This is a genomic window from Nocardia rhizosphaerae, assembly GCF_042650365.1.
GTDB lineage: Bacteria > Actinomycetota > Actinomycetes > Mycobacteriales > Mycobacteriaceae > Nocardia > Nocardia rhizosphaerae.
On record NZ_JBHSBA010000014.1, the window covers coordinates 16,427 to 39,837 of the forward strand.

At 70.3% G+C, this 23,411-nt stretch carries 26 protein-coding genes; 12 read left to right on the forward strand and 14 right to left on the reverse strand.

Annotated features, from left to right (window positions below):
• The first annotated feature begins 37 nt into the window (after nt 1-37).
• Nucleotides 38-1,306 (forward strand): hypothetical protein, encoded by a 1,269-nt coding sequence (locus tag ACFOW8_RS20240; RefSeq protein ID WP_378552547.1) that lies wholly within the window; start codon nt 38-40, stop codon nt 1,304-1,306.
• A gap of 96 nt (nt 1,307-1,402) precedes the next feature.
• Here the strand turns inward: ACFOW8_RS20240 and ACFOW8_RS20245 are convergent, their stop codons facing one another.
• From ACFOW8_RS20245 to ACFOW8_RS20290, 10 genes are all read right to left on the reverse strand, one after another.
• Complete coding sequence (locus tag ACFOW8_RS20245; protein ID WP_378552548.1) at nt 1,403-2,818, reverse strand: AIM24 family protein; 1,416 nt, start codon at nt 2,816-2,818, stop codon at nt 1,403-1,405.
• A gap of 96 nt (nt 2,819-2,914) precedes the next feature.
• On the reverse strand, nt 2,915-3,469 hold the full coding sequence (locus ACFOW8_RS20250; protein WP_378552549.1) for a GNAT family N-acetyltransferase: 555 nt from the start codon (nt 3,467-3,469) through the stop codon (nt 2,915-2,917).
• Complete coding sequence (locus ACFOW8_RS20255) at nt 3,466-4,443, reverse strand: ABC transporter substrate-binding protein (protein WP_378552552.1); 978 nt, start codon at nt 4,441-4,443, stop codon at nt 3,466-3,468. The genes ACFOW8_RS20250 and ACFOW8_RS20255 overlap by 4 nt, the downstream gene beginning before the upstream one ends.
• Nucleotides 4,444-4,476: 33 nt before the next feature.
• Nucleotides 4,477-5,556 (reverse strand): FecCD family ABC transporter permease, encoded by a 1,080-nt coding sequence (locus tag ACFOW8_RS20260; protein ID WP_378552554.1) that lies wholly within the window; start codon nt 5,554-5,556, stop codon nt 4,477-4,479.
• A complete protein-coding gene (locus tag ACFOW8_RS20265) occupies nt 5,553-6,488 on the reverse strand; it encodes an ABC transporter ATP-binding protein (protein ID WP_378552555.1) in 936 nt (311 codons plus the stop codon). Before ACFOW8_RS20265 ends, ACFOW8_RS20260 begins: the two co-directional genes overlap by 4 nt.
• Nucleotides 6,485-7,438, reverse strand: coding sequence for a GHMP family kinase ATP-binding protein (locus ACFOW8_RS20270; RefSeq protein WP_378552556.1), 954 nt, complete (start codon nt 7,436-7,438; stop codon nt 6,485-6,487). Before ACFOW8_RS20270 ends, ACFOW8_RS20265 begins: the two co-directional genes overlap by 4 nt.
• Nucleotides 7,435-8,991 carry an MFS transporter gene (locus tag ACFOW8_RS20275; RefSeq protein WP_378552558.1) on the reverse strand — a complete coding sequence of 519 codons (1,557 nt, stop codon included), beginning with the start codon at nt 8,989-8,991 and terminating at the stop codon, nt 7,435-7,437. The genes ACFOW8_RS20270 and ACFOW8_RS20275 overlap by 4 nt, the downstream gene beginning before the upstream one ends.
• On the reverse strand, nt 8,988-10,025 hold the full coding sequence (locus ACFOW8_RS20280) for a PLP-dependent cysteine synthase family protein (protein WP_378552560.1): 1,038 nt from the start codon (nt 10,023-10,025) through the stop codon (nt 8,988-8,990). The genes ACFOW8_RS20275 and ACFOW8_RS20280 overlap by 4 nt, the downstream gene beginning before the upstream one ends.
• A complete protein-coding gene (locus tag ACFOW8_RS20285) occupies nt 10,022-10,837 on the reverse strand; it encodes a hypothetical protein (RefSeq protein ID WP_378552562.1) in 816 nt (271 codons plus the stop codon). Before ACFOW8_RS20285 ends, ACFOW8_RS20280 begins: the two co-directional genes overlap by 4 nt.
• On the reverse strand, nt 10,834-12,054 hold the full coding sequence (locus ACFOW8_RS20290) for an ATP-grasp domain-containing protein (RefSeq protein ID WP_378552563.1): 1,221 nt from the start codon (nt 12,052-12,054) through the stop codon (nt 10,834-10,836). Before ACFOW8_RS20290 ends, ACFOW8_RS20285 begins: the two co-directional genes overlap by 4 nt.
• A 161-nt stretch (nt 12,055-12,215) precedes the next feature.
• Here ACFOW8_RS20290 and ACFOW8_RS20295 point away from each other — a divergent pair, with 161 nt between their 5' ends.
• A complete protein-coding gene (locus ACFOW8_RS20295) occupies nt 12,216-13,637 on the forward strand; it encodes an amidase (RefSeq protein WP_378552566.1) in 1,422 nt (473 codons plus the stop codon).
• Here ACFOW8_RS20295 and ACFOW8_RS20300 read toward each other — a convergent pair whose 3' ends face one another.
• Nucleotides 13,638-13,868, reverse strand: coding sequence for a hypothetical protein (locus ACFOW8_RS20300; RefSeq protein WP_378552568.1), 231 nt, complete (start codon nt 13,866-13,868; stop codon nt 13,638-13,640). It abuts the gene before it with no gap.
• Nucleotides 13,869-14,049: 181 nt separating this feature from the next.
• Complete coding sequence (locus ACFOW8_RS20305; RefSeq protein ID WP_378552569.1) at nt 14,050-14,535, reverse strand: MarR family winged helix-turn-helix transcriptional regulator; 486 nt, start codon at nt 14,533-14,535, stop codon at nt 14,050-14,052.
• Nucleotides 14,536-14,584: 49 nt separating this feature from the next.
• Between ACFOW8_RS20305 and ACFOW8_RS20310 the strand changes: the two genes are divergently transcribed.
• The 7 genes from ACFOW8_RS20310 to ACFOW8_RS20340 all read left to right on the forward strand — a co-directional run bounded on the left by ACFOW8_RS20310 (nt 14,585) and on the right by ACFOW8_RS20340 (nt 19,529).
• Complete coding sequence (locus tag ACFOW8_RS20310) at nt 14,585-14,959, forward strand: cupin domain-containing protein (protein WP_378552570.1); 375 nt, start codon at nt 14,585-14,587, stop codon at nt 14,957-14,959.
• Between the two features lie 67 nt (nt 14,960-15,026).
• Nucleotides 15,027-15,947: a metal ABC transporter substrate-binding protein gene (locus ACFOW8_RS20315; RefSeq protein WP_378552571.1), complete on the forward strand. Its 921-nt coding sequence runs from the start codon at nt 15,027-15,029 to the stop codon at nt 15,945-15,947.
• Nucleotides 15,944-16,675, forward strand: a complete 732-nt coding sequence (locus ACFOW8_RS20320) for a metal ABC transporter ATP-binding protein (protein WP_378552572.1) — start codon at nt 15,944-15,946, stop codon at nt 16,673-16,675. Before ACFOW8_RS20315 ends, ACFOW8_RS20320 begins: the two co-directional genes overlap by 4 nt.
• A 10-nt stretch (nt 16,676-16,685) precedes the next feature.
• Nucleotides 16,686-17,561, forward strand: a complete 876-nt coding sequence (locus tag ACFOW8_RS20325) for a metal ABC transporter permease (protein ID WP_378552574.1) — start codon at nt 16,686-16,688, stop codon at nt 17,559-17,561.
• A 39-nt stretch (nt 17,562-17,600) separates the two neighbouring features.
• Nucleotides 17,601-17,942: an MmcQ/YjbR family DNA-binding protein gene (locus ACFOW8_RS20330; RefSeq protein ID WP_378552575.1), complete on the forward strand. Its 342-nt coding sequence runs from the start codon at nt 17,601-17,603 to the stop codon at nt 17,940-17,942.
• 20 nt (nt 17,943-17,962) lie between these two features.
• Nucleotides 17,963-18,505: a YaeQ family protein gene (locus tag ACFOW8_RS20335; RefSeq protein WP_378552576.1), complete on the forward strand. Its 543-nt coding sequence runs from the start codon at nt 17,963-17,965 to the stop codon at nt 18,503-18,505.
• Between the two features lie 73 nt (nt 18,506-18,578).
• Nucleotides 18,579-19,529, forward strand: a complete 951-nt coding sequence (locus tag ACFOW8_RS20340; protein ID WP_378552578.1) for an alpha/beta hydrolase fold domain-containing protein — start codon at nt 18,579-18,581, stop codon at nt 19,527-19,529.
• Here the strand turns inward: ACFOW8_RS20340 and ACFOW8_RS20345 are convergent.
• On the reverse strand, nt 19,483-20,064 hold the full coding sequence (locus ACFOW8_RS20345) for a TetR/AcrR family transcriptional regulator (RefSeq protein ID WP_378552579.1): 582 nt from the start codon (nt 20,062-20,064) through the stop codon (nt 19,483-19,485). The genes ACFOW8_RS20340 and ACFOW8_RS20345 overlap by 47 nt on opposite strands.
• Before the next feature lie 90 nt (nt 20,065-20,154).
• Between ACFOW8_RS20345 and ACFOW8_RS20350 the strand changes: the two genes are divergently transcribed.
• The gene (locus tag ACFOW8_RS20350) at nt 20,155-21,192 is read left to right on the forward strand and encodes a beta-ketoacyl-ACP synthase 3 (RefSeq protein ID WP_378552581.1); all 1,038 of its coding nucleotides are present in this window, start codon (nt 20,155-20,157) and stop codon (nt 21,190-21,192) included.
• 36 nt (nt 21,193-21,228) lie between these two features.
• Here ACFOW8_RS20350 and ACFOW8_RS20355 read toward each other — a convergent pair whose 3' ends face one another.
• Nucleotides 21,229-21,564: a hypothetical protein gene (locus ACFOW8_RS20355; RefSeq protein WP_378552583.1), complete on the reverse strand. Its 336-nt coding sequence runs from the start codon at nt 21,562-21,564 to the stop codon at nt 21,229-21,231.
• A 325-nt stretch (nt 21,565-21,889) separates the two neighbouring features.
• On the opposite strand from ACFOW8_RS20355, the gene ACFOW8_RS20360 reads away from it, so the two are divergent.
• Entirely contained in the window at nt 21,890-22,558 is a 669-nt protein-coding gene (locus tag ACFOW8_RS20360) for an MspA family porin (RefSeq protein WP_378552585.1), read from the forward strand.
• Nucleotides 22,559-22,599: 41 nt separating this feature from the next.
• Nucleotides 22,600-23,262: an MspA family porin gene (locus ACFOW8_RS20365; protein WP_378552586.1), complete on the forward strand. Its 663-nt coding sequence runs from the start codon at nt 22,600-22,602 to the stop codon at nt 23,260-23,262.
• Nucleotides 23,263-23,411 lie beyond the last annotated feature (149 nt).

Genomic DNA, 23,411 nt, shown 5'->3' on the forward strand with positions numbered 1-23,411 from the left:
CTCGGTGATGCCGTAGGTGCGGCTATCGTGCTCGGGCATGAACGGGCGTTGGGTGGTCTGTGCCGCGGTCGGTGTGCTGTGCGGATACCTCAGCGGGTACGTCATCGGGCACACGCGGACGAACTACGCCGTCGTCGTCCACGATGGGCGGGCGAGCTTGTTCGGATCGGGACCCGCCGCCGCGGCCGTTGTCGCCGCCCTCATCGCGGTGGCGGTCGTGCTGGTCCTCGGCCGATTCCGGGCGCGCTATCTCGTCGCGGTGGCAGCCGGGCTCGCCGGGCTGGCGACGGTGGTGGCGATCGCCGCCATGCAGTCGGCCGGAACCTGGTCACAGGACTGGGTTCTCGGCAGTATCGGCGCCGGATTGCTCGCTGCCGTTGCGGTGAGCAGGCCGGAGGGGCAGGTCTGGTTCGTCGCCGGATCGGTGATCGCCGTACTCTACGGCGCGCGCATCGATGCGAGTGCCGCGGTGATGCGTCGCTACGCCGATTACGCGCCGTCGGGGACCGTGCCCGACCTGCCGGAGAGCTGGCCGCTGCTCGTCGCCGCCGTGATCGCCCTGCTCGCCGCGGGTTTCGTGATCGGAAGGGAACGGATCGAGCCGGTGACCGACCATCGAGCGGTCGTGGTCGGGGCCGCGATCCCCATGGTGGTCGGGGCGCTGATCCTGGTGGTCGGCAGGCTGCCGGGCAAGCCGTCGGTGACAGTGGCGGTGCTCGCCGTCGTCGCGGCGGTGGCGGCGAGCTGGTGGCTACCGCGGGCCGACGGTGCCTTCACGCTGACGATGCTTGCGGTCGCGGCGGTGATCGCGGTGGATCCGTCGGTCGCGTTCGGTCCCGACCGGGTCGGGGTATCGATCCAGGTCGGCGTTCTGCTGCTCGGTGCGCTCGTGGCCACCGTCGCCAGGTCGGCGGGCATGCCTGCGACCGGGACGTGGGGGCCGGTGGCCGGAATCGGGCTGCTCGCCCTGGTGGCGTCGACGGGCCTGGCGCCCGCATCGGCGACCCTCACCGAGGCGGCCTACCGGTTCGTGCTGCCCGCGGTGATCGGATCGGCCGTCGGTTCGTGTCTGCCCGTCGCCCCGACGACCGTCCTCGGTCTCTCGGTGTTCCCGGTCGTCGCCCTGCTGGTCGAGAACAGCCGGGTCGGTACCGAATTCGGCTGGACGGCCTACCTCCCCGACACCTACGAGATCGCCCGCAACCCGACGGCCGCCACGATCGCGGCGACCGTCGTGATCACCGGCTGCGCGGCGCTGATGCTGTTGCTGCGCCGCGTTTCACCGGTCCGCACGAGCGTCGGCTGACCAGGTGGTCATCGAATCCTGGTGCCGCGTGGCGATAGCCGCAGGCGGCCGATTCACGTGGCGAAGGCAGCGGGCGAGGCTTGCCCGCGGGATTCCTCAGCCGAACAGGCCGCCGCCGTGACCGGCCTGCTGGCCGCCACCGGTGCCGCCGATGAACCCGCCCGGCGGCAGTTCCGATGGCTGCACGATGACGAAGCCACGGCCGGTGAACGACAGGGTGCTCGCCTCGCCGGTGCTGCGGCCCATCAGCCTGCCGAGGCCGAAGGAGTCGTTGCGCTTGATCCCGGTCTGCAGACTCGACGACCACGCTACCGCCGCGTTCGGGTCGGCGTAGGTGGCCTGGTCGACGGTGAGGACCACCGGGGAGCCGTGCGTGGTGATGGCGATGCGGCCGCGCCCGGTGAACACGCAGTTGAACAGGCCCGCGTTCGAGGCGTAGCCCGCGGCGCCCTGGACTCGGCCGATGTCGTAGCTCAGCGTCGAGTCGAAGGCCAGCACATTGGCGCCGTTGATGGTGAGGCCGTCGCTGCCGTCGAGATCGATGATGTGCACGTCGGCGGCGCTGTTGGCCAGGAACAGATCACCGCGGCCGGTGACCTTCATCAGCGGCACACCCTCCCCGGTGAGATGCTGCCGGATGGCCCTGCCGATCCCGCCGGAGCCGAGCGCCTGGAACTGCAGCTCGCCCTGGTAGGCCACCATCGACCCGGAGCGGGCCATCACCTCGCCGTTGAGGCCGACCTTGACCATCTTGCCGCCCTGCTTCTGGATGCCGAGCCCGGTGACCTCGGCGTGGGAGGGGTTGAACAGGTCGCTGTGCACGGGGGTGGCTCCTTGCTGTGCGGCGTAGGCGGGTTGTGGCTGCGGTGCCTGCGGCGGGTAGCCGGGCTGGGCGGGTGACGCGAGCCGGCTCGGCTGGGCAGGGGGTGACGCGGGCTGTCCTGGGGTGAACTGGCCCGGAGACGCGGGCGGCGGGGCCGTATACCCCGGCGGTGCGCTCGGCGGCGGTTCCGGCTCGTCGTCCAGGTTCACCCCGAACGCCGACGCGATCCCGGCGAGCCCGTCGTCGTAGCCCTGGCCGATCGCGCGCACTTTCCACGCACCGCCGCGCCGGTAGATCTCCACGCACACCACACCGCTTTCGGTGGTGAGGCCGGGAATGGTGAACGTGAGGTGCTCGGAACCGGATCCGATGGTGGTGGTGAGCTGACCCACCGAGGCGAAGGTGGCTGGTCCGCGCCCGTCCAGGCTCGCGGTGACCACCACCCGGTCGACATCGGCGGGCAGCGCCGATGTCTGCACCTGCACCACGTCGGGTCCGCCGTTGCCGTGCCGGTACAGCACGCCCGGCCCGGCCGGCTGGTTGAAGAACACGAAGTCGGCGTCGGAACGCACCGTGCCCGCGCCGTTGAGCAGCAGTGCGGAGACGTCGACCGAGGCCGAACTCGCCACGGTGACGGTCAGCTGATCGCCGGGGGCGGGCCGGTTCTCACCTGGTGCCAGCGCGGTCACGACACGACACCCGAGGGTCGGGCGGATTGTCCGATTCGCAGTTGGTCCACGGACTCGATAGTGCCGTGAATGCCGCGACCGCGCCAGCGTGCCGAGTCAGGGCGCCGTTTCCCGGTCCAGCGGGATCTCCAGGTGCACCGTCTGGAAACCGGCGTGTGGTCCGCGGGCGTCGTGGACGATGTGGCCGACGGTGCGCCAGAAGTCCAAGGCGCCCACCGTGCGCGCGTCGGTGTGCAGGTAGAGCCGGTCGAACGACGGTGTCGCGCGGACGTGCTCGATCGCCGCCCGCACCAGCAGACTCGCCAGCCCGCGTCGCTGGTGTTCGGGGCGCACGTACACCCGGAACAGTTGCGCGGTGGTCGCGTCGGGATACCGCGCGGCGAGTTCGGCCGGATGCGGTGGATGCGCCGGGCCCTGCGCGCGGATCGCCGTCGTCGCCACGATGGCGCCCTCGTGCTCGGCCACCCACAGGCGGTTACGCGGATGGCGCAGGTAGGCGCCGTCGAGATCGATCACGTCCAGGTGGTATTCGGGCAGGTAGCCGATGCCGAAGACCTGGTAGAAGGTGTCGAGCATGACGCTGCGGGCGCCGGGGAGATCCGCGGGCGCGGCCGGGCGGACGGCGTAGCCGGTGCTGGTCGCCGTGGTCATCGCAGGCTCGCCAGTTCGCGATCGAGTACTTCCAGACCCTCGACGGCCACCGGGCCGGGGCCGGTGTACCCGAAGGGCACCACGATGATCCGGTTGTCGCGGATGGCGCGCAGTCCGGCCAGTTCGGGTCGCTGCCGCAAGGTGGTGCGGACCTCGTCGGGTGTCTGGTCGCCCTGGGTGAGCAGGATGATCACCTCGGGATCGCGGGCGATCAGCGTTTCGGTATTGGCCTCGAAGTTGCGCTTGTCGATCTCGCCGTAGACATTGTCCAGCCCGAGGATCCGCATCTGCTCGTGGACGGTGCTCTTGGCGCCGTAGGCCTTCAGCTGGGCACCGTCGCGGGACAGGATCAGCGTCGCGGCGGGTGCGGTGGCCGCGGCGGCCTGATGGCGCGCGGTCACCGCCGCCACGCGTTGCCGCAGCGCGGTGACCTCGGCGTCGGCGGCGGCCGAGGTGCCGAAGAGCGTGCCGTAGAGCGAGATGTCGGCGAACACGTCCTCGAAGGTGCCTGCGGCGTCCTTGCAGTAGCCGCGGGTGACGATGAGCGGGATGTTCACCCGGGCGAGGTCCTCGGGGGTCACCGAAAGACCCTCGACACTCACGACGAGATCGGGGGAGCGGTTGATGATCTCCTCGCGGGCGAGTTCGGTGGTCGGCGCGGTGATCTCGATGCCGCTGAGCCGCTCGCCGTACTGACCGGGGAACGAGGCGGCCTCGAAGGTTCTGGTGACGATGCGGTCGGCGGCGCCCGCGGCGGCGATCAGCGGCGCGGCGATGGAGCCGACGGTGACAACGCGCTGTGGTGGCGCGGTGAAGGTGACGTCGCGGCCGCAGCTCGAGATCGTCAGGGGGAAGCCTTCGCCGGTGGTTTCCGCAGCGGGCGCCGGTGCGCCGCAACCGGCGACGACGACGCTGGTGAGCAGCGCGAGGACGGGTAGCGCCGCACGGCGCGACTGGATGACACCTGTGAACACGGTGATCGGATTTCCTTTCGTGGAGCGAGAAATTCAGGAGGTGCGCAGCCGCCGGATCAGGACGAGCAGCAGCGGAGCGCCGACGGCAGCGGTGACGATGCCGATGGGCAGTTCGCGTGGGGCGAACACGGTGCGGGCCGCGACATCGGCGACGACGAGGAACAGCGCCCCGAGCAGACCGCTGACCACCACCAGCTGCCGATGCGCGCCACCGGCGCACAGCCGCGCGATGTGCGGCACGATCAGCCCGACGAACCCGATGGCGCCCGCGACCGCCACCACTGAGCCGACGGCGAGCGCGACGATCACCAGGGCCTGCAACCGGATCCGGTTCGGCGCGATGCCGAGGGTGCGGGCGGTGTCGTCGCCGGCGGCGAGCGCGTCCAGGCGCGGCGCGAGCAGCAGCACGGCGGCCACGGTCACGGCGACGACGGCGACGGTGGTCGCCACCGACGGCCATGCCGCGGGCGCCAGCGAGCCGAGCAGCCAGAACAGCACCGTGCGCGCGCCCTCCGGCCGGTCGGAGGCGAAGATCAGGAAGCTGGTCGCGGCCGAGAAGATGTAGCCGATGGTGACGCCGCCGAGCAGGAGGCGCAGTGAGGTGAGCTGTCCGTTGATTCCGGCGATCACGAACAGCAACGCGGTGGCGGCCAGCGCGCCTGCGAACGCGCTGGCCGCCAGCGCGGTCGCGGTGGTCGCGGCGGTCAGCCCGTACAGCAGGTACACCGCGGCGCCGGTGGACGCGCCCGAGGTGACACCGAGGATGTGCGGGTCGGCGAGCAGATTGCGCACCACCGTCTGCAGCACCGCGCCGGTGATCGCGAGCGCGGCACCGACGAGCGCGCCGAGCAGGACACGCGGCACCCGCACGAGCCAGACGATGGAGTCCTGTGCGGTGCTCCAGTCGGCGGCCGCCGGGTGACCGACGGTGTGGTGACCGATGATCCGGGCGACCGTGCCGGGTGGCACCGCGACGGGTCCGAGGCCCGCGGCGACGAGCAGGGTGCCGACGAGCGCGACGCCGAGTCCGCCGACGAGCAGCATGGTGCGGAACCGGTGCCCGGCATGGTCGAGATCGTCGACCGGTTCGACGGTGGTGCGGGTGGTGATCATCGGTGGGTCGTCTCCGTGAGGTCGGGCAGTGCGGGCGACATGGCGGATTCGCGGGTATCCGGGGCGGGCGCGGGCGTGCCGGGGACGGGCGGATTCTCGGGCGTGGAGGCAGGGCTGTGGTGGCCTGCGCCGGGCGGGGATTCGCCGTCGGCAGCGTTGCCAGGGGTGGCCTCGGGAGCCGGGCCGAAAAGCAACTGGATGGCGCCGAACGCGGTGGTCCGGCGGACCGGAATCCGGTAGACGGGTTCGATGGTCTCGGGCGTGAGTACCTCCTCGACGCTGCCGGCGGCGGCGACCCGGCCTGCGTCGAGCAGCACCAAACGGTCGCAGTAGCGCGCGGCCAGATTCAGCTCGTGCAGCACCACGATCGTGGTGGTCGCGGTGAGTCCACGGACCAGGCCGAGCAGTTCGTGCTGGTAGCGGATGTCGAGGTGATTGGTCGGTTCGTCGAGCAGCAGGTGATCGGCCTGCTGGGCCAGCGCGCGGGCGATCAGGACACGCTGACGTTCTCCGCCCGACAGCGTGGCGTACCGCCGGTCGGCCAGCGCCCTTGCCCCGACGTGTTCGAGCGCGGCGGCGGCGGCGACCCGATCGGCCCGCGAATACCCCTGGAACGCACCGACCCACGGTGAGCGGCCGAGCAGTACCGTCTCGGCGACGGTGACCGGGGTGTCCGGCGGTGCTTCCTGGGCGACGACGGCCACGCGGCTCGCCAACGCTCGGCCACGGAGCCGCTCCACCGGGATGTCATCGATTACGACGCTCCCGCCCGCCGGTCTGAGGGCGCGATACATCAGACGCAGCAGGGTGGACTTGCCGGACCCGTTCGGCCCGATCAGCCCGACGGTGCTGCCTGCGGCGGCGTGGAAGCCGATGCCGTCGAGGGTGATTCGGCCGCCGTAGGTGAACTGGATCTGGTCGACGGTGATCATCGCGGTGTGCTCTCCGATCGAAAGACGGCCGAACGGTACGTGTGGTCGACCGGGGGCGTGCGGGTCTCGGCGGTGGGGCCGGGGCGCCAGGTGTGGTGCACAGTGACGGCGCCGGCGAATTCGGCGCAGATCCGGCGCGCGGCGAGCAGCTGTTCACGACAGCGCGGATGCGCGTCGGCGAGCAGGATCCCGGTGGTCGTTCCGCTGTGCGCGACGACGACACCGACCGCGCCGATAGCCGACGCGGCCCGGATCGTGGACTCGAGATGCGGGCGTGCCCGCAGTGCCGTACTGAGCTGGGCGCTGCGGGTGGCCACCGCGCCGATTCCGGCCGCGTCACCGCGGGCGACGGCCAGGCGCAGGTCGTCGAGCAGCCGGTCGTATTCGCGCTGGGCGGCCGGGCCGAAACGGTGCTGTTCCCGGTTGAATTCGACGGTGTCGACGGTGCCGCCCTCGTCGCCGGTGACGATGGTCAGCGCGGGCAGCGTGCCGAGCCGGGCCAGCAGCCGCACCTCCCGGTGCAGATAGGCCACGGTGCCCGGGTACATCACGCCGTCCGACGGTTCGATCGCGCGCAGATCGGCCTCCAGCTCGGCGACCGGAAGGACCCGTCCCTCGGCGTCGGCGACGGCGCGGGCGGTGGCGACCAGATCGGCCGTCGAGCTGGCCAGCCCCTTGCCTTCCGGCAGTTCGCTGTGCACGGTGAGCCGCCCGCCGCGCAGCAGGGGCGAACGCGCGATCATCGCTGAGGCCAGGCGCCGCGCCTTCGACTTGTGTTCCGGGGCGACGGTGATCGACTCGCCGCCCGGCTCGAACACCGCGACCGAGCCGCGACGGATCGGCAGCGTCACCAGGAAATGCCGATCGCCTGCGGTGACACCTTGGAGCAACTCACCGCAGCTCCCGTAGGCGCGCCCGACTCCGATGCCGGAGCGACTCTCGATCATCATGGGGCGCACCGTCGTTCGTGAGTGGAGTCGCCGCGTTCCCCAGCCGAATCGGGGGCGTGGAATGCGCAGGCCGGCGTCGGCCCCGGAGCTGAGCAGCGCTTGCCCGCCGCCGACGACTGCTGCGCAGCGGTTGCGCGATCAGCCAGGTCTCGCTCCGAGCCAACGGCGGCAGCCGATGACTCGGTGGCCGGACGCGCGGCACCTGGCACGACGGTCGGCAGGAGGCGACCGGGATGCGTAGCAGGCGAGTCGGTCTCGGCGCCGGGAACGATGGTGGCCGGCTGCGGCACGGGAGCGGCTTGGCCCGTCGCCGGTTCAGGGAGCAGCGCGCGACGGTGCAGCCACAGCAGCGCGGCAGCGGAGAGCAGCCCGGTGGCCGTGCACAGCAGGGCGGGCGGCCAGCTCAGCGATCCGCCGGTGCGGTCGAGCACCGCGCCGGTCAGCGAGGTGGCGGCGACGGTGAACACGCCGGAGGCGAGATAGAACGCGCCGAAGTAGGTGCCGGTCAGGCGCGTGCCGGCGAACCGGCCGATGGCCTCGTTGACGAACGGGTGCACCGCGGTCACCCCGATCGCGAGCAGTACGGCGGCCGCGATCACCGGTGTGACCCGAATCGCGGTGTCGAGCAGCGCGTTCCCGTCGACGGCGACCAGCTCCGACACGGCGGGCGGAACCAGGAACGCCGACCCCATGATCGCCATCCCCACCGCCATCGCCGGACCACGCCGCGGCCTGCGCGCCAGCACCGTGGTGACCCGCACCTGCAAGGCGATCACCGCGATCGTCTCCACCACGAACAGCGCCGCCACCGCGCCCGCACCGTGCCCCGGCCCCGCGCTGTCCTGCGCTTGCAGGGTGAACAGAAAATAGATCTGGCTCTGCAGGGCGAACATCGGCATGAGCGCGAGGGTGAAGGCAAGGAAGCGACGGTCGGTGAACACCGTGACGAAATCGGCGCCGACCCCGTCGTCGTGGTCCGGCACCGGCCGTGCCGGGAGCAGCAGGTACTGCACCACCGCGAGGACCGCGAAGATCGTCGCCGCGAAGAGCGCCGAGATCCGGAACCCGGCCGCGATCAGCACGGTGCCGAGCACCGGCCCGATCGCGGCTCCCGCGTTGCCGAACACGTTGAACAGCGCGAACGCCTGCGCCGATCGCTCGCCGCTGTCGCGGGCGATGAACGCGCGGACCGCGGGATTGAACAGCGCCCCGGCGAATCCGGTGAGCACCGCCGCGGCGAGCACCACGGGCAGCGACCCACCGACGGCGAACAGCGCGAAACCGAGCGCCCTGATCGCGAGCCCGGTCATGATCACGCCCCTGGCGCCGAGCCGGTCCGCGGCCGAACCGCCGACCAGGAACAGACCCTGCTGACTCAGATTGCGTACGCCGAGCACCACACCGACCACGGCCGCCGACAGCGCCAGGTCGTCGAGCAGGTAGTCCGCGAGAAAGGGGACGAGAAGGTAGAACCCGATGTGCCCGACGAGATGGTTCACCAGCAGCAGCCGCACCGCGCCGGGCAGCGTGCGGAAGGTGGCGAGTCCGCTCACGCGCGCACCCCGGCGGGATCACGGACGACCGTGCACCGGGCCCAGCCGCGTGCCTCGGCGCTGTCGGGGGTGGTGATCGTCGTCGGAGCGGCGGCGGGCGGGCCGGACAGGCCGTTGGCGCGACACCAGTCGTCGTCGTAGATGGTGCGCAGGTAGCGATGCGGTCCGTCCGGGAACACGGTCAGCACCCTGGCACCGGGTTCGCGTTCGGCCACCCAGCCTGCCACCAGCGCGGCCGCGCCGGTGCTCCAGCCGCCCGCGAGGCCGGTCGTCGCCGCGAGCCCGCGGCACGATGCCACCGCTTCGGTCGCGCCGACCCAGTGCACCTCCGCGAAATCGGGATAGGCGACATTGCGGGGCAGGATGCTGCTGCCGAGACCGCGCATGAGGCGCCTGCGGTCGGGCTGGCCGAAGATGCGCGAGCCGACGGCGTCGACGCCGATCACCCGCAGGTGCGGCCAGCGGGTCCGCAGTACCCGGGTGAGTCCGGCGCAGTGCCCGCCGGAACCGATCGCGGCGACCAGCACGTCCACCGCGTCCACCTGGGCCAGGATCTCCTCGCCCATGTCCTGATAGCCGTTGGCGTTGTCGGGGTTGTCGTACTGGTCGGGCCAGTAGGCGCCGTGGTGCGCCGCGAGCAGCTCGGCAAGGCGATCGAGCCGGGCCTGCTGCCAGCCGCCGGTGGGATGCGGGGCGGTGACCACGTCCAGGGCGATGCCGTAGGCCGAGAACAGGGCTCGCAGGTCCGGTTCCAGCTCGTCGTCGACCACGAGCAGCACCGGATGGCCGAGCGCCTTGCCCGCCAACGCGAGCCCGAGACCCAGGGTGCCGCTGGTGGATTCGATGATCGTCGCGCCCGGCGCCAGCTCGCCGCGCGCCGCCGCTGCCCGCAGCATCGACACCGCGGCCCTCGCCTTCATCCCGGCGATGCCGGCCGCCTCGAGTTTCGCGGTGTACCAGCTGTTTCCGGCGGGCACTGTGGCCACCGGGGTACCGCCGATCAAGCGCAGCAGTGCGGGCTGCGGTGCGGTCATGACTGCTCCCGGTAGGTGATGATGGTGCTCGGCCCGCCGTCGAGGGAGAAGAACGGGTAGGGCTCGGCGGAGACCGCGTGCACGCCGGCGCCGAGGAACCACGGCAGCACGGCGCTGCCGGTCTGGGCGAACAGCACCGTGGGCAGGCCGCCGGTCCGCAGCTCGTCGAAAGAACCGTTGCCCAGGGTCATTCCGGTGACGAGCAGCGCGTCGTAGTCCGCGGGCACCGAGGCGACCGAGTCGTACACCGGTTCGCCCCATTCGGTGAGTCCGCCAGCGAGATCACAGGGCAGATAGCCGATCCCGCGCGCCCGCAGTTCGGCCAGGAGCGAGCCGACGACGCCGACAACGAGGACCGTGCGCACCCCGGTGGGCAGCAGATCCACCACCAGGCTCGCGCGGCGGCGCGACTTCGCCAGCGAGGTCGGGCCGTCGATGGTCACCGGGACACCCGCGACACCACCGGCGTACGGATGCGGGCGCACGTGCATGAGATAGGCGTCGAGCGCGGCGATACGGACCGCGGGCACCGGATGCGCGAGCAGTTCGGCCACCCGTGCCGCGACACACTCGTCGACGAGTTCGTCGGCGGCGGTGCCCGGTTCGAGCGCGCACGAGCCGACGGCGGCGCCGATCCGGATGCTGAGGATCTCGTTGCGGTACGAGGTGGTACGGCCGGTATGTCTGGTGCCGTAGGTGGTGCGGAACGCCGTGGCCGCCCGCACACTGCCCGGATCGGTGCCGAGCCGCCCGGACAGTGCCCAGTCGGTGAGCTCGGTGACCGAGGCGGGCCGAAGGGTCGAGTCGATCACGCCCGCACCTCGGCCAGCTCGAAGCACAGGCCCGCGATCAGCTCGTTCGCGAGTTCGCCCGCGGTGCCGGGCTGTTCCACGGCGACCATGACATGACCCAGGTAGGTGTTGTTGTCGGTGGCCGGGCGCACCAGCGCGCCGGGCTCGGTCAGATTCCGTTCCACGACGCGGCGGTCGGTCGCCCAGTGTTCGGCGCCGTCGACCCTGGTCAGCTCGCCGGTCCCGGTGGGAACGGCGAAGGCGATGGCCGCGCTGCCGATGCCGGTGGGGCGTGGGGTGAGATCCGGTGTCCCGCCCGCCGCGACCTCGGCATACGTTGCGGCCAGGTCGATTCCGGTGACCCGGCGGATCAGCTCGGTGATCCGGTTTCCGGCGGGGCGAGGATTCACCTCGATCAGACGTGGTCCGGCCGCGGTGAGCTTGATCTCGGTGTGCGCGACGGTCGTGTCGAGACCGAGTGCCTCGATCGCCGCCACCGCGACCGCGGTGACGGCGTCGATGTCGGTGGGCGAGAGCGTGGCCGGGAACATGTGGCCCGCCTCGATGAAGGCGGGCGCACCGGTGATCTGCTTGTCGGTCACCCCGATCACCGTCGTGCGGCCGCCCACCGTCACGGTCTCCACGCTGAATTCCGGTCCGCACAGGCATTCCTCGAGCAGGATCTGTGGTGCGCGGCGCTGTCCGCGGGCGTTCACGTCGAACTCGCCGATGCGCTCGACCGCGGCGCGCAGCTGGGCGCGGTCGTCGACCCTGGTGACGAACATGCCGCCGCACAGATCCACCGGCTTCACCACCAGCGGGTAGCCGAGTGTGGCTGCGGCGCTGTCGATCTCATCCCACTCCTGGGCGACCGCGAACTCGGGCCCTGCCACACCGGCGTCCCGGCAGAGCTGCCTGGCGCGGTGTTTGGTGCAGGCGGCGGCCACCGCGTCCCGGCCCGGTCCCGGCAGCCCGAGGTCGGCGGCGATCGCCGCAACCGTCGGCAGGTAGTAGTCGCAGGAGGTGAGCACTCCGTCGAACCCGAACACCTCGTGCAGCCGCCGCACCTGTGGCAGCAGGGTCGCCTCGTCGTTCGTCTCGGCGGTGAACACATTGGCCGCGCCGAGCAGCGGATGCGGATGCGGTGCGCCCGGTCGCAGGTAGTGCCCGAGATCCCTGGTCAGGAAACTGAATCGGTGTCCGCTGTCCGTGATTCCCCTCGGGAGCAGGGTGCTCATCGATCCGACCCAACTCTCCACCATCAGCAGATGTCCCACATGCCCTCCAAGCCTCCATCAAGACGCTAATGATAACCATTATCGTTAAGTTCGCGATAGCGGAGGGGGTGATGAAGTCGTTACTGCTGCGAAGGGCTGTCGGTGCGCAGTAGGCTGCGGCCATGAGCTCCGCGGTCCACGGCTTCACCGACGACGCACTCGGCACGCTGGACGCGGTGGGACTCGCCGCCGCGCTGCGCGCGGGCGAGGTGAGCAGGTCGGAAGTGATCGCGGCCGCGATCGCGCGGACCACACTGGTCGACCCGCGACTCGACGCGGTACAGCTCGAGTGCTTCGAGCGGGCCAGGTCGGCGCCGGAGACCGCCGGGGTGTTCGCCGGGGTGCCCGCGTTCGTCAAGGACAACACCGATATCGCCGGTCTGCCGACCTGTCACGGGTCGGCGGCCTTCACTCCGCGCCCGGCCACCGCGACCGCGGGCCCCGGCGCGCAGTTCCTGCATTCGGGCGTGGTGGTGCTCGGCAAGTCGACGCTGCCGGAGTTCGGGCTCACCGCCAGTACCGAATTCACCGACCGGGCGCCGACGCGCAATCCATGGAATCCCGAGTACTCGGCGGGTGCGTCCTCGGGCGGTTCGGCCGCCTTGGTGGCGGCGGGCGCGGTACCGATCGCGCACGCCAACGACGGCGGCGGGTCGATCCGGATCCCGGCGGCGGCCAACGGGCTGGTCGGCTTGAAGCCCACCCGCAACCGGCTCCTCGACCAGCCGGGCGCCCGGCAGCTCCCGGTGCAGCTGGTCGCCGAGGGTGTACTCACCCGTTCGGTGCGCGACACCGCGCATTACCTGGCCGCTGTCGAACGGTTCCGGCCGAATCCCCGGCTCGAGCCGATCGGCCTGGTGGCTGGGCCGAGCGCGCGCAGGCTGCGGATCGGGTTGATCACCGCGGATGTCCTCGGGCGCCCGGTGCATGCCGACAATGCCGCGATTCTCGCCTCCGCGGCGGCGACATTCGGTGGTCTCGGACATGAGATCGTCGAAGCGCGCCTGGCGGTGGAGCCGCGCTTCGTGGCGGACTTCCAGCGGTATTGGGCGGTCATGGCCGGTGCGATGGCGCTGTCGTTCCGGCTCGGGCACCGAGCCCGGTTCGACACCGGCAAACTCGACCCCTTCACCAAGGGCCTGATCGGGCTCGCTGTGCGCAATCCGCTCGGCGCGGCTGCGGCGACCTGGCGGCTGCGGTCGGGCACCGCCACCTACGACCGGCATTTCGCCGATGTCGACGTGTTGCTCACCCCGGTGCTCTCGCATCCGGCGCCGCGGATCGGTGAGCTCGCGCCGGGTCAGCCGTTCGATGAGCTGTTCACCAAGCTCGTCGACTACGTGGGGTTCACTCCGCTCAACAATGTCGGCGGCGGGCCCGCGGTGTCGGTGCCGCACGGGCTGCTCCCGCACGGGCTGCCCGGCTCGGTCCAGCTCGCCGCGCCCCGTGGCGGCGAACGGACCCTGCTGGACCTGGCCTATCAGCTCGAAGCGGCGAGTCCGTTCCCGCGCATCGTCGACCTCACGGCCGAGGGCGCCGCCTGATCAGTTCTGGCGCACCGCGACATTGATCGGGCGCAGCCGCCCCGGGCTCATCGTGCCGACCTCGAACGCCCAGTGCTCGCCGGTCCAGCCCGGATAGTCGGCGTGCCAGCGGCCGACCAGCCGCGGATCCTCGAGCGAGGCGATGACGCCGGCCGAGCCGGTGTACTGCAGCCGCTCGTACTTGTGCCGGGTGATGGTGTCGACCGTGGCGAGGGTGGCTGGTGAAGACATGACGATCCTGTCGAGGCGAGGAGGTGGCTGACGTGACGAGGTGCACCGGGTCGGCAGGCCCGGATGCCGCGGTGGCGCGTCACCGCTCGTCGCCGAGTATGCCGCGCGGTGCGAGAGTACGCGCAGATTTTTGAAAATCCCGTACTCCGAATTGGCGGTTACGGTAATCGGGCGGCAGGTCTCACCACGTGGGCCTGACCCGGCCCGGCGTGACCACCAGGGCCAGCGCGTCGCGGAGTTGTCCGAGGGCGCGCGGGCCGATGGCGCCGGACCAGCGCCCGGCGAACTCGGCGAGCGCCGCGTCGGCGGCCCTTGTGCACGCCCAGCCGCGCTCGGTGAGGGTGATCAGCTTGGCTCGCGCGTCGCGCGGGTGTGGGTTGCGCTGGGCGTAGCCCTTGGTGACCAGCTCGTCGACGAGCTGACTCGCCGCCTGCTTGGTGACGCCGAGGTGCTCGGCGATCTCGCCGACCGTCGCACCGCCAGGTGCCATCCGCACGAACGCGAAGCCGTGCGCGGGCCGCACATCGGTGAACCCCGCGGCGCGCACGCCCGCCTCGACCGCCGCGGTCACGTCGGCGGCCGCGGCCAGGAGCAGGAGGGGGAGATCGCCCGCGGGCGGGGAGTTCTCGGGCACGGTCGCCATTCTGGCACTTGACAATATGGTCAAGTTAATTGACTATATGGACAAGGTGATTGACTTTATCGAGGAGGTTCGCGTGCCGGTCGTCCGTTCCGAACATGCGCCGGTGCACGAGGTGCACAACGCCCGTTTCATCTCACTGATCCGCCCCGATGTCGGTAGCTGTGAGCTGTGCGTCTGGCGGACCGAGGTGGCGCCGGGATCGCAGGGTGTGCCGCACCGGATCCTGGGGGAGGAGGCGTTCGTCCTACTGTCGGGTGCGGTGGGCATGCTGATCGACGGGGAATCGGCGCTGCTCGCGCCGGGTGACGCGGCCATCGCGCCCGCCGGCTCGGTCATCGCGCTGAGCAACGCGGGCGCCGAGCCCGCCGTCCTGCTCGTCACCGTGCGGCGCGGGTTCGCTGCCGAATTGCCCGACGGCTCCACCTTCGTTCCGCCCTGGGCGTCCTGAGCCGTCAAGCCGCCTGTTCCGGTGGCAAAACTTGAAAGTTCGGTCTCCCGAACAATATAATTCAGGAATGAAGGTTGGGTTTCGGGGTGCCGCCGCGGCAATGCTGAGTGTTCTGGCGATCACGCTCTCCGCGTGTGGTGGTGGCGTGACCGCCGAGGGCGACGGGAGGAAGGTGGTGCTCACCACCTTCACCGTGCTCGCGGATATGGCACGCAATGTCGCCGGTGATCATCTGCGGGTCGAATCGATCACCAAGGTGGGCGCCGAGATCCACGGGTACGAGCCGACCCCCGGCGATATCAAGAAGGCCGCGAAGGCCGATCTGATCCTGGACAACGGACTCAATCTGGAGGCCTGGTTCGCCCAGTTCGTCGCCGACCTCGACGTGCCGCACGCGGTGGTCAGCGAGGGTGTCGCGCCGATGGACATCGCCGAGGACGCCTACCAGGGCAAACCCAATCCGCACGCCTGGATGTCGCCGGTGAACGCGCAGATCTACGTCGACAACATGGTGCGCGCCTTCAGCGAGCTCGACCCCGATCATGCCGAGGATTACCGCGCCAACGGCGCCGCCTACAAGACCCAGCTCGGCGCCGTCGGCGACGACCTGGTCGCCGCGGTGAGCACCCTGCCCGCCGACCAGCGGGCGCTGGTGACCTGTGAGGGCGCGTTCTCCTACCTGGCCCGCGACGCCGGGCTCACCGAGAAGTACATCTGGCCGGTCAATGCCGAACAGCAGGCGACGCCGCAGCAGATCGGCTCGGCCATCGACTTCGTGCGCCAGCGCGGTGTGCCCGCCGTGTTCTGTGAGTCGACGGTCTCCGACGCGCCGATGCAGCGTGTCGTCGAGGCGACCGGTGCCCGCTTCGGTGGCGTCCTCTACGTCGACTCGCTGTCGGAGGCCGACGGCCCGGTGCCCACCTACCTCGAGCTGATCCGCCACGACGCGACCACCATCGCCACCGCACTCGCAGGAGCGTCACAATGACTACCGCGCCCGTCGTCGAGATCCAGGACGTCACCGTCCACTACGGTGACGTGCTCGCGCTCGACACCGTGGAACTGACCTTGAAATCCGGCCGGGTCACCGGCCTGATCGGGATGAACGGCTCGGGCAAGTCCACGCTGTTCAAGACCATCATGGGCCTGGTCACCCCGGGCCGGGGCCGGGTGCTGATCAACGGGCGCCCGCCCGCCGCCGCACGCAAGGCGGGCAGCCTCGGCTATGTGCCGCAGTCCGAGGACGTGGACTGGAGTTTCCCGCTGTCGGTCCGCGATGTCGTCATGACCGGCCGCTACGGGAAGATGGGGTTCACCAGGCGGCCGAGCAGGGCCGACAAGGCCGCTGTCGCCGAGGCGCTGGCCAGGGTCGAGCTCACCGAGCTGGCCGACCGCCAGATCGGCCAGCTCTCCGGTGGACAGAAGAAGCGGGCGTTCGTGGCCCGCGGTATCGCCCAGGAGGCCACGATCCTGCTGCTCGACGAGCCGTTCGCTGGTGTCGACAAGCGGTCGGAGGCCACCATCACCGGCCTGCTGCGCGCGCTGGCCGCCGACGGTGCCACCATTCTGGTGTCCACCCACGACCTGCACGCCCTCCCACAACTGGCCGACGAGGCGGTGCTGCTGTACCGCAAGGTGCTCGAGCACGGCGACCCCGACGTGGTGCTGCGGCCGGAGAACCTGGCCAAGGCCTTCGGGCTCGACGCGGCCGCGTGAGGAAGAACCGATGAGTCTCGACGAATTCCTGCTCGACCCGCTGCGCTACGAGTTCATGGTGCGGGCGCTGGCGACCACCGTCACCGCCGCGCTGGTGTGCGCGGTGCTGTCCTGCTGGCTGGTGCTGATCGGCTGGTCGCTGATGGGGGACGCGGTTTCGCACGCGGTACTGCCCGGTGTGGTGCTCGCCTACATCGCCGGCTGGCCGTTCGCCGTCGGCGCGGTGATCTTCGGGTTCCTCGCGGTCGCGCTGATCGGGGTGGTCCGCGACACGAGCCGGGTCAAGGAGGACGCCGCCATCGGCATCGTGTTCACTTCCCTGTTCGCGTTCGGCCTGGTCCTGGTGTCGGTGACGCCGAGCCAAACCGACTTGAACCACATCGTGTTCGGCAATCTGCTCGGCGTCGGCCGCAGCGAGATGATCCAGATCATGATCCTGGCCGCGATCGTGCTCACCGCGTTGGTGCTCAAGCGCCGCGACTTCACGCTCTACGCCTTCGACGCCACTCACGCGCACGCCATCGGCCTGAATCCGCGGCTGCTCGGTACCGCGCTGCTGGCCCTGCTCGCCCTCACCTCGGTGGTGGCGCTGCAGGCTGTCGGTGTGGTGCTGGTGGTGGCCATGCTGATCATTCCCGGCGCGACGGCGTACCTGCTGACCGACCGCTTCTCCCGCATGCTGATCATCGCGCCGACCGTCTCGGTCGCCTGTGCGGTGACCGGCCTCTACCTGAGCTACCACCTCGACACCGCCTCCGGCGGCATGGTCGTGGTCACCCAGGGCGTGGCGTTCGCCCTCGTCTATCTGTTCGCGCCGAGGCACGGCATCATCGGCCGCCGGGTGAGCGCGGCGCGGGCGCGAGCGAAGGTGGCCGCCGTGAGCTGACCCGGATTGTTGTCGGGGTCGGCTGGCAAGATGGGCGCCATGAAGCTCACCGGGGAGGATGTTCGCGCGTTCGTGCTGTCGCTGCCGGAGACGGCCGAGCAATTCGCCTGGGGCATGCCGATTTTCAAGGTCGCGGGCAGGCTGTTCCTCACCCTGCCAGAGGAGGAGACCTCGATGGCCGTGCGCTGCCCGATCATCGACCGTGACGAACTGGTGCAGGCCGAGCCCGCCAAGTTCTGGATCGCCGACCACGAGGCGGGCAACGCGTGGGTGCGGGTGCGGCTGGCCGCGCTCGACGACCGCGCGGAGATGACGGCCATCATCACCGACTCGTGGCAGCTGGCCGCGCCACGGGCGCTGCTGGAGCAGGGCGAGCGCTGACCGGTAGGCTCGGAGCTCCTATGGCACTCAGCGCAACCCTGCACCACTTCGCCGTCCAGCTCGCCGACGTCGACCGCGGCGTCTACGAGGACCTCGAGCTGCGGGTCGCCCGCCACCCCTCCGAAACACTCGAGTACATGCTCACCCGCATCCTCGCGTACTGCCTGCAATACGAGGAGGGCATCGCGTTCAGCGACGGCGGCATCTCCGCCACCGACGAACCCGCCGTGCAGGTCCGCGATCTCACCGGCCGCACCACCGCATGGATCGAGGTGGGCGCCCCCGACGCCGAGCGGGTGCACCGGGGCAGCAAGCTGGCCGGGCGGGCCGCCGTCTACACCCACCGCGATCCCGCGAAGGTGCTGGCGCAGTACGCAGGCAAGAAGATCCACAATGCCGAGGCGATCCCGCTCTACAGCTTCGACCGTGCCTTCGTCGAGGAGGCCGTCGCGCTGATCGATCGCCGCAACACGGCCACCCTGTCGGTCACCGAGGGCGTGCTGTACCTCGACCTCAACGGCACCAGCCTGCGTTCGGAGATCACCGAGCAACCACTGGCCTGAGCCTGCCCGGATCCGCGGAAAGCCTGCGCGGCACGGTTACCCTTGCCTCGACGGTGACGAAGTGGAGGAACGGGTGACCAGCGTGATGAGCCGGGTGGTGATCCCGCGGTTCCTGCGGCTCACCCGGGCCAACCGGGCCTACATCGATGCCGACGCGGCCAGGGCGCGGGTCGTCGAACGCAGCGTGCGGCCGCTGGACTACGGTCCGCCGCGCAGGCTGCGCGGAGTAGCGGTGAGCGTCGTCGTGACCGATGGCTGGCCCGTCTACACGCTGCGGCCGGTGGACCGGGCCTCGCGCGGCGGGCTCGTCTACGCCCACGGCGGCGGCTGGGTCGGCGAGATCGCCCCGCAACACTGGCAGCTCGCGGCCCGGCTCGCCGCGCAGGTCGGCCTCACGGTGACGGTGCCGATCTATCCGCTCATCCCCTCCGGCACCGCGGCGCAGGTGATTCCTCGGGTGGCGCAGCTGGTTACGGCGAGCAGGGCGAACCACGGTCCGACCTTCCTCGCCGGCGACTCGGCGGGCGGCCAGATCGCCCTTTCGACCGCGCTGCACCTGCGCGACACGGGGCAGCAGGCGCCGCCGCGCACCGTGCTCATCGCCCCCGCCCTCGACCTCACGCTGGAGAACCCGCAGATCGAGCTGGTGCAGCCGCGCGATCCCTGGCTCGGAAAGCCCGGCGGTCTGGTGTTCGGCGCGCTGTGGAGCGGCGAGCTGTCGATGCGGGATCCGATGGTGAGTCCGCTGTTCGGCGACTTCACCGGTCTCGGTCCGCTCACCGTGTTCACCGGTACCGACGACATCCTCAACCCCGACGCGCGGCTGCTGCTCGGCAAGGCGCGCGCAGCGGGTGTCGAGGTGGACTTCCACGAAGGCCACGGGCTGGTCCATGTGTACCCGCTCACTCCGAGCAGGGAGGGTGCGGCCGCGCGCCGCCACATCGTCACCGCCTTGCGCGCCGACCTGCGTCGCAGCCTCAGCGCTGGGCGAGGTGATGGTTCAGCAGGATGGTCAGCTGAGTGACGGCCTGATCGAACGGGTGGGCCGACTTCAGCGCGCGGCTGTGCACGATGGTGCCCTCGATGGTGGTGAGCAGGAAGCCCGCGATCGAGACGGCGGTCGCCCGTTCGATGCCCGCGGCGACCAGGCCGTCGGCCAGCCGGGCGGTCCACTCGGCGAACGCCTGCCCGGCGATGGACTGCACCGCGGGGTCCAGTTCGTCCAGGGCCGCGGCCATCATGAACGAACCGGCGCGGTAGTCGGACTTCTCCAGCGGTGCGCGCCAGAAGGCGAACAGCTCGGTCAGCCAGTGCTGGGCCGATGGCGCCGTCTGCAGGGCGTCGGCCATGGCGCTGACGTGCGAGTACACCAGGCGGGACACGATGCGGGCTGCGGTCTGCACGAGTTCGCCCTTGCCGGAGGGGAAGTGCTGGTACAGCGAGTTGCGCGAGGTGTTGCTGCGCTTGAGGAGTTCGCTGAGCGCGGCGGCGTGCACGCCGTGCTCCTGGACGGTGCTGATGGTGTGTTCGATCAGTCGGGTGCGCGGTCCGGCTGCCATCCGATTTCCTCCCAAACCCTTGATTGAACCGATCGGTCCATGTTAAACCTGATCCAGCGTGAACCGATCGGTTCATTTGGAGAGGATGCCATGCCCACCCCCATCGCCACCGCAGTTCCGGTCACCCACACGGGAATTCTCGGCCTCGGCGTGTATCGCCCGCGCCGGGTCGTGCCCAACGCCGAGATCGTCGCGGCCATCGACTCCTCCGACGAGTGGATCAGGACCCGCTCCGGCATCGCCGCCAGGCACTGGGCCGAGCCGGACGAGACCATCGTGGGGATGAGCGTCGCCGCCGCCCGCGACGCGCTGCGCGCCGCCGAGCTCGACGGCGCCGAGGTGGACGCGGTCGTGCTCGCCACGTCCTCGCAGATGGTGCTCGGGCCGTCGGCGGGCGCGGTGGTCGCCACCGAACTCGGCATGCACGACACCGCCGCCTACGACGTCTCCGCGGGCTGCGCCGGGTTCTGCTACGCGCTGGCCGACGCCGCGAACCTGGTGCGGTCGGGTCAGGCCAGGAATGTGCTGGTGATCGGGGTGGAGCGGCTCTCGGACCTACTCGACACCACCGATCGCAGCTGCGCGTTCATCTTCGCCGACGGTGCGGGCGCGGTGGTGGTCGGTGCGGCCGCGCAGGAGGGGATCGGCCCGGTCGCCTGGGGTTCGGACGGCAGCCGCACCTCGGCGATCAAGCAGGACAAGGGCTTTCAGGAGTACTTCGCCGAGGTCGCCGCGGCCGAGGCCAGTGGCGGCACGTCGGTGCGTCCGTACATCAGGATGAACGGCACCGAGGTGTTCCGCTGGGCTGTCACCTTCCTGGAGAAGGCCTGCCGGGACGCGCTGGACCGGGCGGGCGTCGCCGCGAGTGAGCTCGATGCTTTCGTTCCGCACCAGGCCAATATCCGCATCACCGATGCGCTCGTGCGCACCCTCGGCCTGCCCGAAACAGTGGCTGTCGCGCGCGACATCATCGAGACCGGCAACACCTCGGCCGCGTCCATTCCGATGGCCATGGAGCAGCTGATCCGCTCCGGCGGCGCGCGCCCCGGCGACACCGCGCTGCTGCTCGGGTTCGGGGCAGGGCTCGCCTACGCCGGTCAGGTCGTGCATCTGCCCCCGATCGCCTGACGCGCAGGCGATCAGCGGGGCGTGGGGGAGGTGGGGTCAGGCGGCGGGCTGGGGTGTGCGACCGGCCCGCTGGTCGCGGACGGGGACCGCGTAGGCGGCACCGTCGCGGATGCCGAATTCGAAGCGGCACGGGAACAGCGAGGGTAGGCCGGTGGAGCGTAGGTCGTAGTTCGCGGCGAGGGTCTGCATGGCCCAGTTCTGCAGCGAGTCCGGCAGGCGCAGGGTGGTGCCGTCCACACAGGACACATAGGCTTGTGTCCGTTCGCCGTCGATCGGCAGGGGGTTGCGCAGACCGACCGCGCCGATGTCGAGAATGCGTCCTGAGTTGTTGGCAGAAGCGACGCTCGGCAAATCCAACTCGATGTCGTCCATGCGGGAAACCGTAACTCGGCAACCATCCAGGGAACAGTGAAATCGCCCCGACTTCCGCTGTCTGACAAGCCGTGTTGACAGCACCGCCGCAAGCCCGATCGGGCTCGGCAGCGGCGGGCGATGGAATATTGCGATCGCACGATAGGCATCGTCATACAACTGAAAAAAACCGGAAACCTTCCCGTTTCGTGAGCTTCATCGTCGGGCCGTGGCGCGGTATCTATCGCGCCATAGACGGGCGGAAAGCTCGGCTCGGCCGTCGACGCGCCCGGACAGGTGTGCCGTGTCGGCAGGTATGACAGCTCGAAACCTGATGAGGGGAAGTATGAGAATCAACCGTATTCGCGGTACCCGTGGCCTGCGCGCCGCCGGCACCGGTGTTGCCGTGCTCGCACTGGGTGCGCTGGTGGCGGGCACCGCGGGCGCCGACGCGTTCGTGCCGCTGCCGGACGGCGAGAAGGCCGCGCCCGGCGCCACGATCAAGCGGACCGGCGAAAGCGCGCTGGTCTCCCCGTCCCTGGCGGCCAACGGCGCCGGTCGCGTCGCGTGGGTCTCGGCCACCGTGACCGCCGACGTCACCGCCACCCCGGAGGGCGAGGTCGGTCCGTACAACGGCCCGAACAACAAGCCGGGCACCAATAATTCCTCCACCCACGGCGCCTCGCAGCTGAACACCGGTTACATCATCGGCTGCCAGGTCGCCATCGGTGACGACGCCATCTCGGCGGGCATCTCCGGCAGCGTCAGCACCGGTGGTATGGGCATCGGCGGTTCGGCCGGCGTCGAGCTGGGCCCGGGCGAGGTCAAGTTCGTCCAGATCGACAAGAAGGACATCACCAAGCCGGGTGTCTACTCGATCGAGTACCAGGACGTGGAGATCCAGGTCCAGGGTTGCGCGGGCTACGCCCAGGCGCGTTCCTACAGCGTGGTCGAGATCATCGGCAACGACTACTCCAAGACCACCCTCTACGGTGCGCCGTTCAGCATCGGCTGATCGCTCCCCGACACACAACCTTCGATCCGAGGATGAAATACATGATCGACCGTAAGAATTCGGCTCGGCTGGCCGGTGTGGTCGGCGCGGCTGCCCTGACCTTCGGGCTCCTGTCCACCGGTGCGGCCAACGCCGACACCTTCGTTCCACTGCCCGGCGGCGAGATCGTCAAGACTCTGTCCGACGGCAGCACCGTCACCGTTCGCCTGGTGAACGAGTCGGCGCTGATCAGCCCCTCGATGGGTGCCACCCCCGTGCACCGCAACACCTGGGTTTCCGGCTCGGCGCAGGTCGAGGTCTCCGGTAACGCCAAGGGCGGCAAGATCTACCCGGGCTACGTCGTCGGCTGCCAGGTCAACATCGACGGCGGCGGTGTCGAGGGCGGCGCCGAGGCCGAGACCGACTGGGAAGGTGAGGCCGGCGGCGGCGTCGAGTCCGGCGCCGAGCTGAGCCTCGGGCCCGGCCAGGCCAAGTCGTTCTACCTCCTCGACCGTGAGGGCCCGGACGACTACGGCAACGAGGACCACAGCACCAACAACAAGTTCAAGGGCAAGAGCGGTTCGGTGACCTGGTCCGACTCCACCATCGGACTGTCGGGCTGCGGTGGCTACGCGCAGGCGCGTGCCTTCGTCAAGGTCAAGGTCGAGACCGAGAACATCAGCTCCACCGTCACCCTGTGGGGCCAGCCGTTCAGCCTCGGCTGATCATTCGCAAGACCACAACGAGCCCGGTGCGCCAAGCACCGGGCTCGTTGTTTTCGTTGGCGAGAGGCCACCGGAATCGTGTGCCGCCCAACAGCATCCGGACATCTGGTCCTTCGCTGGGCGAGTGCCCGCACGACGGTTGTCCTCCT

Bases quoted from the DNA above. Each gene is read 5' to 3' on its own strand.
- ACFOW8_RS20265 (WP_378552555.1), bottom strand. From the start codon at position 6,488: ATGATCACCGTCGACCAGATCCAGTTCACCTACGGCGGCCGAATCACC.
- ACFOW8_RS20270 (WP_378552556.1), bottom strand. From the start codon at position 7,438: ATGATGATCGAGAGTCGCTCCGGCATCGGAGTCGGGCGCGCCTACGGG.
- ACFOW8_RS20240 (WP_378552547.1), top strand. From the start codon at position 38: ATGAACGGGCGTTGGGTGGTCTGTGCCGCGGTCGGTGTGCTGTGCGGA.
- ACFOW8_RS20250 (WP_378552549.1), bottom strand. From the start codon at position 3,469: ATGACCACGGCGACCAGCACCGGCTACGCCGTCCGCCCGGCCGCGCCC.
- ACFOW8_RS20330 (WP_378552575.1), top strand. From the start codon at position 17,601: ATGAAGCTCACCGGGGAGGATGTTCGCGCGTTCGTGCTGTCGCTGCCG.
- ACFOW8_RS20360 (WP_378552585.1), top strand. From the start codon at position 21,890: ATGAGAATCAACCGTATTCGCGGTACCCGTGGCCTGCGCGCCGCCGGC.
- ACFOW8_RS20345 (WP_378552579.1), bottom strand. From the start codon at position 20,064: ATGGCAGCCGGACCGCGCACCCGACTGATCGAACACACCATCAGCACC.
- ACFOW8_RS20295 (WP_378552566.1), top strand. From the start codon at position 12,216: ATGAGCTCCGCGGTCCACGGCTTCACCGACGACGCACTCGGCACGCTG.
- ACFOW8_RS20300 (WP_378552568.1), bottom strand. From the start codon at position 13,868: ATGTCTTCACCAGCCACCCTCGCCACGGTCGACACCATCACCCGGCAC.
- ACFOW8_RS20350 (WP_378552581.1), top strand. From the start codon at position 20,155: ATGCCCACCCCCATCGCCACCGCAGTTCCGGTCACCCACACGGGAATT.
- ACFOW8_RS20335 (WP_378552576.1), top strand. From the start codon at position 17,963: ATGGCACTCAGCGCAACCCTGCACCACTTCGCCGTCCAGCTCGCCGAC.
- ACFOW8_RS20260 (WP_378552554.1), bottom strand. From the start codon at position 5,556: ATGATCACCACCCGCACCACCGTCGAACCGGTCGACGATCTCGACCAT.
- ACFOW8_RS20365 (WP_378552586.1), top strand. From the start codon at position 22,600: ATGATCGACCGTAAGAATTCGGCTCGGCTGGCCGGTGTGGTCGGCGCG.
- ACFOW8_RS20315 (WP_378552571.1), top strand. From the start codon at position 15,027: ATGAAGGTTGGGTTTCGGGGTGCCGCCGCGGCAATGCTGAGTGTTCTG.
- ACFOW8_RS20290 (WP_378552563.1), bottom strand. From the start codon at position 12,054: ATGAGCACCCTGCTCCCGAGGGGAATCACGGACAGCGGACACCGATTC.
- ACFOW8_RS20325 (WP_378552574.1), top strand. From the start codon at position 16,686: ATGAGTCTCGACGAATTCCTGCTCGACCCGCTGCGCTACGAGTTCATG.
- ACFOW8_RS20320 (WP_378552572.1), top strand. From the start codon at position 15,944: ATGACTACCGCGCCCGTCGTCGAGATCCAGGACGTCACCGTCCACTAC.
- ACFOW8_RS20280 (WP_378552560.1), bottom strand. From the start codon at position 10,025: ATGACCGCACCGCAGCCCGCACTGCTGCGCTTGATCGGCGGTACCCCG.
- ACFOW8_RS20355 (WP_378552583.1), bottom strand. From the start codon at position 21,564: ATGGACGACATCGAGTTGGATTTGCCGAGCGTCGCTTCTGCCAACAAC.